Below are 12,667 nucleotides of genomic sequence, written 5' to 3'. Positions count from 1 at the left end.
CCCTGACGGTTCGTCAGATTTACCGGCAGGCTAGCCCCGCACCCCTGGACCGGCAAGGCGCCGAGCCCTACGCTCTCCGCACGATCTGACGTACCGTCAGCATGCGAGGGGGTTGTCGTGAACGAGACCGCACACGCCCTGGGTTCCACACGCACACTCTGGGAACTGGTCGCACGCCGTGCCGAGCTGACCCCCGACCGTCCCGTCCTCCTCCAGGACGACCGCTCACTGACGTTCGGCGCTCTACGCGCGCGTGCCGAGCGCGTGGCGGCCGGCCTGTACGACATGGGCGTACGTCCCGGCACGGTCGTCGCCTGGCAGCTGCCCACCCGCATCGAGACGGCCCTGCTGTCCTTCGCGCTGGCCCGCCTGGGCGCCGTCCAGTCACCGGTCATCCCGTTCTACCGGGACCGCGAAGTCGGCTTCGCGCTGCGGGAGTCGAAGGCGGAGTTCTTCGCGGTGCCGGGCGAGTGGCGGGGCTTCGACCACACCGAGATGGCGCGGCGACTGGGCGCGAAGGGGATCTTCGAGGCGTACGGCACCCTGCCCGACGGCGATCCGTCCGTGCTGCCCCCACCGCCCGCCGAGGGCACCTCGGTGCGCTGGATCTACTGGACCTCGGGGACGACGTCCGACCCCAAGGGCGTCCTGCACACCGACCGCTCGCTGATCGCGGGCGGCTCCTGCCTGGCGCACGCACTGCGCCCGAGGGCCGACGACATCGGGTCCATCGCCTTCCCGTACGCCCACATAGGCGGCCCGGACTACATGGTGATGCTGCTGCTGTACGGCTTCCCCGCGGTGATGTTCGAGCAGTTCGCGCTGCCCCAGGCGCTGGAGGGGTACCGCCGGCACGGCGTGACGATCGCCGGCGGGTCGACGGCCTTCTACTCGATGTTCCTGAACGAGCAGCGCAGGCAGCCGGGCGGCGGGAAGGCCGTCCCGTCCCTGCGGCTGCTGGCGGGCGGCGGAGCGCCGAAGCCACCGGAGCTCTATCACGCCGTGGTCCGCGAGATGGGGGTGCAGCTCACGCACGGGTACGGCATGACCGAGGTGCCGATGATCACCATGGGGGCGCCGGACGACACCGCGGAGAACCTGGCGACGACGGAGGGGCGGCCGCCGGAGCAGATGGAGATCCGGATCGTGGAGGGGGAGGTGCGGCTGCGCGGGGAGGCGGTGTGCCGGGGCTATCTGGATCCGGCACAGACGGCGGCGGCCTTCGACGAGGAGGGCTTCCTGCGCACCGGTGACCTCGGGTATCTGACGGACAGCGGGCATCTGGTGCTGACCGGCCGCCTCAAGGACGTGATCATCCGCAAGGGCGAGAACGTCTCGGCCAAGGAGATCGAGGACCTGCTGCACCGGCATCCGGCGGTCGGCGACGTGGCGGTGATCGGGCTGCCGGACGCGGACCGCGGCGAACGGGTCTGCGCTGTCGTGGAGCAGCCGGAGGGCGCGGCGCAGCTGACCCTGGAGGGGCTGACGTCGTACCTGCGCGGGGAAGGGCTGTCGACGCACAAGCTGCCCGAGCAACTGGAGGTGGTGGACGCCCTTCCGCGCAACGAGACCCTGCGCAAGGTGCTCAAGTACAAGCTCCGGGAGCGCTTCTCGGGAACGGCATAGGGGTCACTCGGGAGCAGGTGTCACTCGGGCACGGTGAAGTAGCGGGCGAACGCGGTCACGATCTCGCCCTCCGCCACCTTGCCGTCGCCGTCCGGGTCGAGGCCCGCGGCGGCCGCCTGGGCGACGTCCTCCTGGACGCCGAGGCAGACGAGCACGCGCACGGTGTCGGCGACGGTGGCGGCTCCGTCGCCGTCGGGGTCGGCCAGGTCGAGGGCGGCGTGCAGGAAGGGGCGGGCGATCTCGGCGAACCGGTCCGGGTTGTCGCGCAGCCGCTTGACCGCGCCGTTCACGAACTCCTCGCGGGTGATGCGCTGGTCGCCGTCACGGTCCGCGATCCCGGCCATGCCCTGCCAGAACGCCTCGGCGCCGCCGTACAGCGCCTGGCCCTTGTCGGAGCGGGCGGCGACGCCGAACTCCGCGAGCAGTGCCTTGGCCGCCGTACTGAAGTCCTCGCGGTCGATGTAGCCGTTGCCGTCCTGGTCGAAGGTGGCGAACCGGGCGGCGATCCTGCGTTCGTACTCGCTGCTGACCATGTCTTATCGGGCCGCCTTACGTCACGTGGGGTGTATCTCGCACGGAGCGTACGACGGCGGGAGCCGTGCGGGCGCGAGAAAGCGGCGGTTGTGCCAAGACCGGGGGAATTTTGGGACAACGGTGTGGCACTTGCAGAGGAATCGGGGACGGTCAGGCCGACAGCGGCCCGGCGTCCTCCGCGACCGCCGCCGCGACGTCCGGATAGACGTCGAACAGCCGGCGCACCCCCAGCGCCCCCAGGACCCGGTTGACGTGCGACCCCTCCGCCGCGCCCTGCGCCGGAAGTATCAGCCGCAGACTGCCCTGGCAGGAGCGGATCAGGCGGCGCGAGGCGATGAGGACGCCGACGCCGCTGGAGTCGCAGAACATGACCTCGGAGAGGTCCAGGACGAGGCTGTGCCGTCCCTCGGCCACCGCGTCATGGACGTGCTGGCGCAGCGCCGGCGAGGTCACCAGGTCCAGCTCGCCCGACACCTGGAGCACGGCCCAGTCGCCGCGCTCGCCGCCGGTCACTTTCAACGTCACCACCACGCCCCTCGCTCGCCGGACTCGCCGAAACGGAAGCGACTCCTACGCTTCCTTGCAGCGCGGCTGCCCAGCGGCTGTTCCCTGAAACACCTTCCAGAAAACGGTCGGCGATCAGAAAAGGCTTGTTTCAATCGCATTCGATCCTGTTCGATCGTGTCTGATCACGCGACGGCCGGGTAACCGACCGGACGCGAGGGAGGACGCGGGTCGGATGCGGGTCGGACGCGGGTCGGATGCGGGTCGGATGCGAGGCCCTCTATCACGAGTGCGAGGTGCGTCACCAGCCATGACTCTTCAAGGGGCGCACTTTGCGACAAAGGGGCGTGCGCTGTCGGACGTGCCGACTACATTCGGGGAGACGGAGGACGCAGGCTGGGCAGGACGGACCGGTGAGAGGGGCCGTATGGCGACGAAGGACGCACCGCCCCGCTGGGACCGCAAGATGCAGCAGCGGCTCGTGCGTGGGGAGGCGGCCGCCCTCGGCGAGCTCTACGACCGGTTCGCCTCGCTCGTGCACGGCCTCGCACACACCGTGCTGGGCGACGAGCACGCCGCCGACCACCTCACCCGCGATGTCTTCGCCCACGTCTGGGAGCATCCGGACACCTACGACCCCAAGCAGGGCCCGCTGCGCTCCTGGGTCGCGGCACTGACCCGCCGCCTCGCCGTGCAGCGGCTGCGCGCCACCGAGACCGCCGCCCTCGTGCAGGCCGGGCAGGGCTCCACCGAGGAACTGGAGCGCAAGGTGCGGCACGCCGCGGTCGCCGCCCGCGCCGACTACATCGTCCAGTCCATGCCGGTCCCGCTGCGCGCCGCCCTGGAGCTGGCCTATTTCCAGCGCCGCGACTACCGCCAGACCGCCGCCGACCTCGGCGTCACCGAGGACGAGGCCCGCCGCCGCCTCCGACTGGGCCTGCAACTGCTCTCCACGGCCCACGACGCCGGAGCCGCCCCGGGGGCGCCGCCGGGATACGGGGGTGCGGTGTGAACGAGGCGGGACGGTTCGAGGTGTACGACGAGCACGAGGGCCCCGAGGGAGACAGGGACAAGGACGGAGACAAGGACAAGGGCCGAGACAAGGACCGGGACAAGAACGATCACGGCCCCGAGGGCCCCACCCGCGGAGCCGACGACATGAACAGCGGTCACGGCGACGGTCACGACCCCGCCGCCCCGAAGCCGGGCCCGGACCAGCCACCCCGCATACCGCTGCCCCGCGCCTCCGTCGAGGACACCGGACGCCCCCTTCCCGACCTGGAGGACCTCGACCTGGCAGACCTCGCCGACCCGGCACCGCGCCGCCCCCCGCTCGTCCTCGAACACCGGGTCCTGAAGTCGCTCCTCGGAGCGTGGGCGCTGGCCGCCTGCTCGCCGGAGGAGACGGCGGCCGTCGAGGAGCACCTCGGCACCTGCGGCCTCTGCGCCGACGAGGCGCGCCGGCTGCGCGAGGCCGTCGGCCTGCTGCACCCCTCCGAAACCCTCGACCTGGACCCCTCCCTGCGCACCCGCGTCCTGGAGGGCTGCCTGGAGCGGCGCCCGCCACGCATCCCGGTGCCCGAGTGGGCTACGCCGTACGACGCCGAGACCGCCCGCCTCGACGCCCTGCTGCAGGACTTCGGCGACGCCGAGTGGCATGCGCCGGTGCGGCTGCGGTGGTTCGAGAAGGACGAGCCGACGAGCCGTCGTACGACCGTCGCCGGGGTCATCGCGCATCTGATGACGGTCGACGGGCTGGTGGCGGTCGCGCTGGGCCTGGACGACCCGATGGGCGACGTGACCGCGGACCGGCCGACCCCGTCGGCGCGCACGGAGGCGTACTGGCGGGCCTCGCACTACCCGCCGACGCGCGCCGTCCGGACGCCCTGGCGCGAGCAGACCCACGACCTGGTGCGCACCGTGTCCTTCACGGGCGGCGGCACCGGCGGGCTGTCCGTGCCGTACGGCGACTTCGAACTGCCGCTGCACGACGCGATGCTGGACCGCGCCTTCGAGTGCTGGGTGCACGCGGAGGACATCGCCGAGGCGGTGGACTACCCGTACGAGCCGCCGTCCGGCAGCGACCTGCACCAGATGGTCGCCCTGGCGGCCCGTATGCTCCCCACGGTCCTGGCGGCCCGCCGCCGCGCGGGCCTGGCGGCGCCTTCGCCGGGTCCCTACCGCCACCTGGTCCCTGCCGGGGAGCCCGGCCGCAGCCTGCGCCTGGAGATCGAGGGCTCTGGTGGTGGGGAGTGGCTGATCCCGCTGGACTCACCGGCGGCGGTGGGCTCCGCGGAGCATGAGGTGGCCCATATCGCCCTGGATGGTGGGGAGTTCTGCCGATTGGCCGCCGGCCATGTTTCGCCGCAGGAGGCTGCCGCCGGGCAGCTGGGTGACCGGGAGGCGATCAGGGATGTGCTGTTCGCGGCGGCGAGCTTGAGCCGGATGTAGGGGGCAGTTCTCCGTCGCGGGCGGCTGCGGGTGCGTGGGGGCTGGTCGCGCAGTTCCCCGCGCCCCTAAAGGTACGTCCAGTGGACCGACCTCCAAGGGGCGCGGGGAACTGCGCGATCAACCACAGACAACCCGCAGTCGCCCGACAACAGGTGAACCGAGCTACTAGGCGAAAACCACCGTCCGCCGCCCGTTCAGCAAAATCCTCCGCTCGGCATGCCACTTCACCGCCCGAGCCAGCGCCTGGCACTCCACATCCCGCCCGATCGCCACCAGCTGATCCGGCGTGACGTCGTGCCCGACCCGCTCGACCTCCTGCTCGATGATCGGCCCCTCGTCGAGGTCGGCAGTGACGTAATGAGCGGTGGCACCGATCAGCTTGACACCCCTGGCATGAGCCTGGTGATACGGCTTCGCACCCTTGAAGCTCGGCAGGAACGAGTGGTGGATGTTGATGATCCGCCCGCTGAGCTGCTTGCACAGGTCGTCGGAGAGCACCTGCATGTACCGGGCGAGAACGACCAGTTCCACGTTCTCCTCGCGCACGAGCTCAAGGAGCCGGGCCTCGGCCTCCGGCTTGTTGTCCTTCGTCACCGGAATGTGGTGGAAGGGAATGTCGTACGACCCCACGAGCTCGGCGAAGTCGGTGTGGTTGGACACCACGGCGGCGATCTCCACAGGAAGCGCGCCGATCCTGGCCCGGAACAACAGGTCGTTCAGGCAGTGCCCGAACTTGCTGACCATCAGCACGACCCGCATCTTCTCCTCGGCCCGATGGATCTGCCAGTCCATCTGGAAGGAGTCCCCGATCGCCGCGAAGCTCGCCCGCAGCTTGTCCACCGTCACCGGCGCCTCCGCCGAGAAGTGGACGCGCATGAAGAACAGTCCCGTGTCGCGGTCGCCGAACTGCTGGCTGTCCTCGATGTTGCAGCCGGTCATGAAGAGGTAGCTCGACACGGCGTGCACGATGCCCTGCTTGTCGGGGCAGGAGAGCGTGAGGACGTACTGGTCGGAAGGGACCGCGGCTCGGGTGGACTGCTCATTCATGCAGCACAGGGTCCCATATCCGACGCCCCCGGTGGACAGGCGTCCCGTTACGCGGACCGCTTACGCGGACCGCGTCATGATCCGCAGCACCTCGAGCGTGCGCGGCGGTGCGTCCGGGTCCTCGCCGTCGGCCATGGCCATCCGGACATGCGCGTCCCGCGCCGCCCGCACCGCCTCCGGCCACCCCTGGTTCTCCAGGTAGGCGGAGACCGGCGCGTCCGGGCCGACCTGGTGCATGATCCGCAGCACCCGCAGGACGGCGGTGTCCACGAGGGCCCCCTCCTGCGAGTCGCGGAATATGGTGCCGACGTACTTCTCGGCGGACCAGTTGTCCAGCCAGGTGTCCTCGACCAGGCGGTACACGGCGTCGGTGACGTCGCCGTACCCCTCGACGCCGGCCAGCCAGACGTCCCGCTGGAACACCGGATCGGAGAGCATGTGCAGCGCCGAGCGCACATTGCTGCGCCAGCGCCACCACGGCATGTCGTTTACGGGCATGCCGCCCATGGTGGATGAGCGACGGCCGCGACGGGAAGAGCTATCCGAACCTTGCACGGTCATCGATCGTACGTTCCCCCTCGCGCGAGCCTCACCGACCCCCGTAATTCACCTTCTCGCTACCGAAGGATAACCAAGGGTCACGCTCGGGTTAGCAGTGTGGCGGAATCGTGCATAGCCATGACCGGCAGGCGACGCATCCTCAGCACCGTCCTCCCCACGATCACCAACCGGCCCGTCCGGCCTTCCGCGCGTACGGCCCGTGCCGCGGCAGCCCTGGTGGCGTGTGCGTCCCTCGCGGTCGGATGCGGGGTCATCCCCGGTGCCACGGGGGGTTCCGGGGATGGCCCGATCACCGTCATGACCTGGGCGCCGGAGGACACCAAGGCCACCAACAAACCCGGCATGCCCGCCTTCGCCCAGGCGTACGCCCGCTGGATCAACGCCCACGGCGGCATCGACGGCCGCGAGCTGAAGGTCCTCACCTGCAACGACCGCAACGACAGCGTCGTCGCGGCGAAGTGCGCCGAGCGCGCGGTCGACGAGAACGTCGTGGCGGTCGTCGGCTCCTACAGCCAGTTCGGCGACACCTTCCTGCCCTCTCTGGAGGGCGCCGGCATCCCGTACATAGGCGGCTACGGCGTCACCAACGCCGAGTTCACCAGCCCGCTCTCCTACCCCGTCAACGGCGGTCAGCCCACCCTGCTGGCGGGCCTCGGCAAGGAGCTGGCCCGCAGGTGCGGCCCGGTCGCGCTGGTCCGCCCCGACAGCATCGCGGGCGACGAGCTGCCGCCCCTGATCAACTCCGGCCTCAGGGCGGGCGGGCACCCGGCCGCGGCCGACCAGCTGGCCGAGGAGGACGCCACCGAGTACAGCGGGCAGTCGGAGCGGGCGCTGGGCCACGCCGCCACCGACCCGGCAAGAACGGGCTGTGTGGTGCCCGCCCTCGGCGACCGCACCACCACCTTCATGGACTCCTTCCGGCGCGCCCGGCAGGACCACACCGATGTACGCACGGCCACCGTCCTCGGCAGCGTCGACCAGACCGTGATCAACGCCAACGGCGGGGCGTCGGGCCCGTACGAGGGGTCGTACATCACCGGCTGGTACCCCGTGGCGAGCGATCCGCACTGGGACGCCATGAAGAAGGTGATCAGCGAGGAGGCCTTCGGCGACAACCGCATCGACCCCGCGGACGCCGGCGTGCAGACCACGTGGATCGCGTACACGGTGTTCAAGAAGGTCGTCGAGTCGCTCGGCGACCGGGAGGTGACCTCCGACTCCGTGGCGGAGGCGCTGGACCGGGGCCTGAAGGTCTCCACGGGCGGGCTCACCCCGACCCTCCAGTGGAAGTTCCGGGACGTCCTGGCCTCCGTCGGCTTCCCCCGCCTGGCCAACCGCAAGGTGACGCTGCAGGTCGTGCGGGACGGCCGGCTGGTGGCGGCCCGCAACGGCTTCATCGACGTGACGAGGACCCTGGAGAACGCCGACCTGAACTGACCGCCCGGCCCGCCCTACAGCTGGGTCGGCTGACGCTCCGTCAGGCCGTACTTCCCGGCGATCGCGTTCCACAGCTGGGCGGCGGTCTTCTTCTGCTGGCTGGCGGTGCCGCTGTCGCGGTTGCCGGCCTGGGTCTGGCCGGTGGCGCGGGCCTGGCCGCCCTTGCAGAGCTTCTTCTTGTTGCCGGCGACCTGGTCCGCCCACGCCGCGTAGTGGTTGTCGGCGGACGCCGACGCCTGCCACGCCTTGGTCAGCGCGGTGGTCAGCGCGGTGTGGTTCGGAAGCTTGTCGACGGAGAGCTTGGAGAGGTCGGTGACCAGCTGGGTGCGCTGCTTGGCTGCGCCCCGCAGGTCCTGGGCGGCCTGGGCGAGGTTGCCGCAGGACTTCACGGCGGCCACGGCGTTGATCACCGCGGTACGGCTGTTGCCGCTGTCGGCGAGCAGCTTGTCCAGGGCGACCGCCTGCTGCTCGGCCGGGTCGGCGGACGGCGAGGCGGAACCCTCGGTCGCCGGGGCCGTGGCGGAGACGGGCTGGTTCTTGTCGCTCTTGTCGTCGTCCCCGCCCCCACCGGCGAGCAGCGCGCCCGCGCCGATGCCGAGCACGGCGATACCGACACCGACGGCGGCGATGAGCGGCAGCCTGGAGCCCGTACGGCCGCCGCGGCCACCGTCGTCGTCGCCCGGGCCGTAGGGGCTGTGCGGGTCGTTCGGGCCGGGCGGGAAGTAGCCCGGCCCGGGGCCGCGCTGCTGCGGCGGTTGGGGCTGCTGGAAGCGCGGCAGCTGCTGGGTGGCCCCGGCCGGGGACTCGCCGCCCGGCTCGCTGCGGAAGAGGCTGTCGAAGTCGGAGAGCGGCTGCCGCTGCGGGCCGCCGTGCGGCGGGGCACTCGGCTGACCGGTCACGGGCGGTATGTACCGGGTGGCCTCCGCGTCGGGCCCGGAAGCCGACGGCATCGGTCCGACGCCGCCTCCCTGCCGGGCCCGCCCCAGGATCTGCGTGCTCTCGCCGGCCACCTCGGGCGGCAACGCCCCCGGCCCGACGGGCGGGATGTACTGCGTTGCCCCCTCGTCCGCCGGGGACGCCGGGGACGCGCCGGCCGGAGCGACGGGCGGTATGTAGCGGGTGGCCTGCTCGTCGGCAGCCGCGGGGGCGGCACCGACCGGCGGTATGTACTGAGTGGCGCCTTCGTCGGCCGGTGGCAACGGTGCACCGAATCCACCGCCACCGGCGTGCGGCAGGGGCGCATGGTGCGTGCCGTGCGCGGCGGGCGGCAGCGGAGCGCTCCCACCGGGCGCCCCGTACGCCCCCGCGCCCGCAGGCGGCAGCGGCGCCGAAGCCGGACCGCTCTGCCCGTACGGCGGCTGCGGCGCGGGCATCGGTGACCCGGCAGGGGCGCCCTGCCCGTACGACGGCGTGCCCGGCCGCGCACCCTGTACGCCCTCGCCGTAGGCCGCGCCCTGCGGCGGCAGCGGCTGGGCCGGCTGGGAGGGCACGCCCCCGGCGGCGTCCGGCGCCGCGCTCCACTGGCCCGGCGTCTGCTGCTGATACGGCTGCTGCTGATACGGCTGCTGGTCCTGCCCGCCCCAAGCCTGGCCGGACGGCGCCCCGTAGGGCTGACCCGGGGCGGCCGGCGGCGGAGCCGTGTTCTGGTCGGGTCCCCACGGGGTGCCCCATGCCTGGCCCTCGGGCGGTGCCGAGGGCGGGGGTGCGGCCGGCGGCGTGCCCGGTACCGACATCGGCCGGTCGCCGCCCGTCATGCCCGGCAGCAGCGGCTCACCACCGTCGGAGGGCAGCACGATGCCTTCGCGCGCGGGCCGCGCCGAGGGCTCCTCGCCCTGTCCACTCTGCGTCACCGGGACTCCTACCAATGGGGGACCTTGTGAATCGTCGGCTCACGCTACCGGCTCCGCCGATCCCCGTGCTACGCAGCCCGGGACGTGACGTGCGTCCCTGTGACCGCGCTAACACTCCGGTCCCCACCCGCTATATACGCCCTCCCCTGCCCATCGACGCCTTCATTTCCCTGCCGTTCACGCCCCGGCACCCCGTGGTTTCACGCCGCGGCCTGAAGGTCCAGCCGCGCCCCGAACTCCCTTACCACCGGCTCGTCCCGGTACGGCTCCAACCGCTGCTGGAAGTCCTCCAGGTACTCGGCGCCCCGGTTGGAGCGCAGGGTCTCCAGGAGTTCCACGGCCTGCAGCCCGGTGTGGCAGGCCTGCTCGATCTCACGCTGCTGCACCTGTGCTGTGGCGAGCAGCACATAGCCGATCGCCCGGCGCCGCGCCTTGGTCTGCGGGAGCCCGGCCAGTGACTCCTCCGCCCGCCGCGCCGCCGCCTCGGCCTGGCCGAGGTCGCGGTGGCAGTGCGCCAACTCGTCGGCGAGATAGGCCTCGTCGAAGTGCGCGATCCAGGCCGGGTCGTCCCCGGACTCCGCATCCGCGGTCTCCAGCGCGGTCACCGCCCGCCCGGACGCCATCTGGGCGGCCCGCGCGTCGCCCATCAACGCGTGCCCGCGTGCCTCAGCCGCATAGAACATCGACTCCGCGCGCGGGGTCACGCGCCCCCGCGCCCCCTCCTGCGCCGCCCGCGCCAACTGCGCGATCTCGCGCGGGTTCCCGAGCTGCGCGGCGAGGTGGCTCATGGAAGCGGCCAGCACATACCCGCCGTATCCACGATCCCCCGCCGCCTGCGCGAGGCGCAGCGCCTGGATGTAGTACCGCTGGGCGAGCCCCGGCTGCCCGGTGTCGATGGCCATGTACCCGGCGAGCTCCGTCAACCGCGCGACGGCGGCGAAGAGTTCACGCCCGACGGCCTCCCGGTACGACCCGGCCAGCAGCCCGGAGACGACACTGTTCAGGTAGTGCACCACGACCGGCCGCACATGCCCACTGCCGTACTGGTGATCAAGGTCTACGAGCGCCTGCGTCATCGCACGCACGGCCTGCACGTCGGATTGCCCCACGCGCGGCCCCGCCGAGCGCGCCACCTGTGAGTCGGGCGACGAGATCAGCCAGTCGCGGCTGGGCTCGACCAGCGCGGACGCGGCGACGGACGAGCCGGACAGGAAGTCCCGGCGCCCGACGTCGCTCCGCCACAGCTCGCAGACCTGCTCGATGGCCCCCAGTACCGTCGGCGAGAACTGGAGGCCTACGCCCGACGCGAGATTCTTGCCGTTGGCCATGCCGATCTCGTCGATCGTGACGGTACGGCCCAGCTTGCGGCCGAGCGCCTCCGCGATGATCGCCGGCGCCCGGCCCCGCGGCTGCTGCCCGCGCAGCCAACGGGCCACGGACGTCTTGTCGTAGCGCAGATCGAGGCCGTGCTCGGCGCCGCACATGTTGACCCGGCGGGCCAGCCCGGCGTTCGAGCAGCCCGCTTCCTGAATGAGCGCCTGCAGCCGTTCGTTCGGCTGTCGCGCGACGAGAGGCCTTGCGGCCATGGCGTACCCCCTGTGGCTGCGGTGCCTGCCCACGCACCGAGTTGATGTGTCTTCCACCACCGAATCCGGGCCCCGGGGCACTGGCTGTGCACCGCAAGGTTCCGGCCGTGAAGATCAATGCCCCGTCGGCATACCGAAAATGCGAGGCTTGCGAGGATTGCCGGGGTAAAGGCGGAAGCCGACCCCACAGGTGGCTACCCAGCCCGGGCCACGGTTCCTCCCACGCGCCCCCGCACATGCACCCATGCGCCCCAGATGAGGAATCAATGCTCCTCCCCCGCGCGCGCTACCCCCGTAACCCGAGGTGGGTGCGGGAGTTGTGTTGAGCGTGGAAGAGACGATCCCGGCCACCGAAGCCGCACAGATTCCCAAGCAGCGCGGCGAAACGCTGCTGGAGACCGCCGTTCGCTATGCCGAGGAGCGCCACTGGGACGTGTTCCCCGGGACCTGGCTGGAAGCCGTCGAAGGCGTGCAGCACTGCTCCTGCGGCGACACCGCGTGCCCCGCGCCCGGCGCGCACGCCACGCGCCCGGACTGGGCGACACAGGCGACGGGCAGCGCGACGGTCGCGCGCCGCCTGTGGCAGAAGCAGCCGAACGCGTCGATCCTGTTGCCGACGGGGCGGACCTTCGATGCGATTTCCGTCCCGGAGACCGCGGGGTTCCTCGCGCTGGCCCGGATGGAGCGGATGGAGTTGTCGCTGGGGCCGGTGACGTTGACGCCGGACGGGCGGATGCACTTCTTCGTGTTGCCGGGGGCCTCGGTGAAGGTGCCGGAGCTGGTACGCAAGCTCGGGTGGTCGGTGGCGTCGCTCGATCTGGTCACCTTGGGCGAGGGGGCGTATGTGGCTGCGCCGCCTACGCGGTTCGGGTCCCGGGGGGCTGTGCAGTGGGCCTGCCGGCCCACGCCGGCCAATCGGTGGTTGCCGGATGCGGAGGAGTTGATCTCGCCGCTTGCGTATGCCTGCGGGCGGGATCGATAGCGCCTACTGATCTGCCTCGCATGCGCCGTTGGCGGCTGCGGGTTCGTTGTGGCTTGTCGCGCAGTTCCCCGCCCCCCTCATAGGTTGGC

General features: G+C 71.7%; 11 protein-coding genes. 5 read left to right on the top strand and 6 right to left on the bottom strand.

The annotated features are described in order from the left end of the window. The first annotated feature begins 117 nt into the window (after positions 1–117). Positions 118–1,626, top strand: a complete 1,509-nt coding sequence (locus tag ACIBU0_RS18340) for a class I adenylate-forming enzyme family protein (RefSeq protein ID WP_398819022.1) — start codon at positions 118–120, stop codon at positions 1,624–1,626. 20 nt (positions 1,627–1,646) lie between these two features. Here ACIBU0_RS18340 and ACIBU0_RS18335 read toward each other — a convergent pair whose 3' ends face one another. Continuing rightward, a complete protein-coding gene (locus ACIBU0_RS18335) occupies positions 1,647–2,159 on the bottom strand; it encodes an EF-hand domain-containing protein (RefSeq protein ID WP_398819019.1) in 513 nt (170 codons plus the stop codon). Between the two features lie 151 nt (positions 2,160–2,310). Then, positions 2,311–2,691 carry an STAS domain-containing protein gene (locus ACIBU0_RS18330; protein ID WP_398819016.1) on the bottom strand — a complete coding sequence of 127 codons (381 nt, stop codon included), beginning with the start codon at positions 2,689–2,691 and terminating at the stop codon, positions 2,311–2,313. Positions 2,692–3,091: 400 nt separating this feature from the next. Here ACIBU0_RS18330 and ACIBU0_RS18325 point away from each other — a divergent pair, with 400 nt between their 5' ends. Continuing rightward, complete coding sequence (locus tag ACIBU0_RS18325; RefSeq protein WP_398819014.1) at positions 3,092–3,676, top strand: sigma-70 family RNA polymerase sigma factor; 585 nt, start codon at positions 3,092–3,094, stop codon at positions 3,674–3,676. Then, positions 3,673–5,115: a zf-HC2 domain-containing protein gene (locus ACIBU0_RS18320; protein ID WP_398819011.1), complete on the top strand. Its 1,443-nt coding sequence runs from the start codon at positions 3,673–3,675 to the stop codon at positions 5,113–5,115. The genes ACIBU0_RS18325 and ACIBU0_RS18320 overlap by 4 nt, the downstream gene beginning before the upstream one ends. A gap of 165 nt (positions 5,116–5,280) precedes the next feature. Here ACIBU0_RS18320 and purU read toward each other — a convergent pair whose 3' ends face one another. Then, complete coding sequence (gene purU / locus ACIBU0_RS18315) at positions 5,281–6,162, bottom strand: formyltetrahydrofolate deformylase (RefSeq protein WP_398819008.1); 882 nt, start codon at positions 6,160–6,162, stop codon at positions 5,281–5,283. A 60-nt stretch (positions 6,163–6,222) separates the two neighbouring features. Then, positions 6,223–6,723 (bottom strand): hypothetical protein, encoded by a 501-nt coding sequence (locus ACIBU0_RS18310; protein ID WP_398819005.1) that lies wholly within the window; start codon positions 6,721–6,723, stop codon positions 6,223–6,225. Between the two features lie 117 nt (positions 6,724–6,840). Here ACIBU0_RS18310 and ACIBU0_RS18305 point away from each other — a divergent pair, with 117 nt between their 5' ends. After that, the gene (locus ACIBU0_RS18305; RefSeq protein ID WP_398819002.1) at positions 6,841–8,160 is read left to right on the top strand and encodes an ABC transporter substrate-binding protein; all 1,320 of its coding nucleotides are present in this window, start codon (positions 6,841–6,843) and stop codon (positions 8,158–8,160) included. Between the two features lie 14 nt (positions 8,161–8,174). On the opposite strand, the gene ACIBU0_RS18300 is transcribed toward ACIBU0_RS18305, so the two are convergent. Both ACIBU0_RS18300 and ACIBU0_RS18295 read right to left on the bottom strand, forming a co-directional pair. Then, entirely contained in the window at positions 8,175–10,010 is a 1,836-nt protein-coding gene (locus tag ACIBU0_RS18300) for a hypothetical protein (protein WP_398818999.1), read from the bottom strand. A gap of 200 nt (positions 10,011–10,210) precedes the next feature. After that, positions 10,211–11,596 carry a transcriptional regulator gene (locus ACIBU0_RS18295; protein WP_398818996.1) on the bottom strand — a complete coding sequence of 462 codons (1,386 nt, stop codon included), beginning with the start codon at positions 11,594–11,596 and terminating at the stop codon, positions 10,211–10,213. Positions 11,597–11,915: 319 nt separating this feature from the next. On the opposite strand from ACIBU0_RS18295, the gene ACIBU0_RS18290 reads away from it, so the two are divergent. Continuing rightward, a complete protein-coding gene (locus ACIBU0_RS18290) occupies positions 11,916–12,578 on the top strand; it encodes a bifunctional DNA primase/polymerase (RefSeq protein ID WP_398818993.1) in 663 nt (220 codons plus the stop codon). Positions 12,579–12,667 lie beyond the last annotated feature (89 nt).

The sequence above is a fragment of the Streptomyces sp. NPDC049627 genome (assembly GCF_044465645.1).
Classification (GTDB): domain Bacteria; phylum Actinomycetota; class Actinomycetes; order Streptomycetales; family Streptomycetaceae; genus Streptomyces.
Note: the sequence above shows the minus strand (reverse complement) of the source record. Positions and strands in the feature narration are given on the sequence as shown.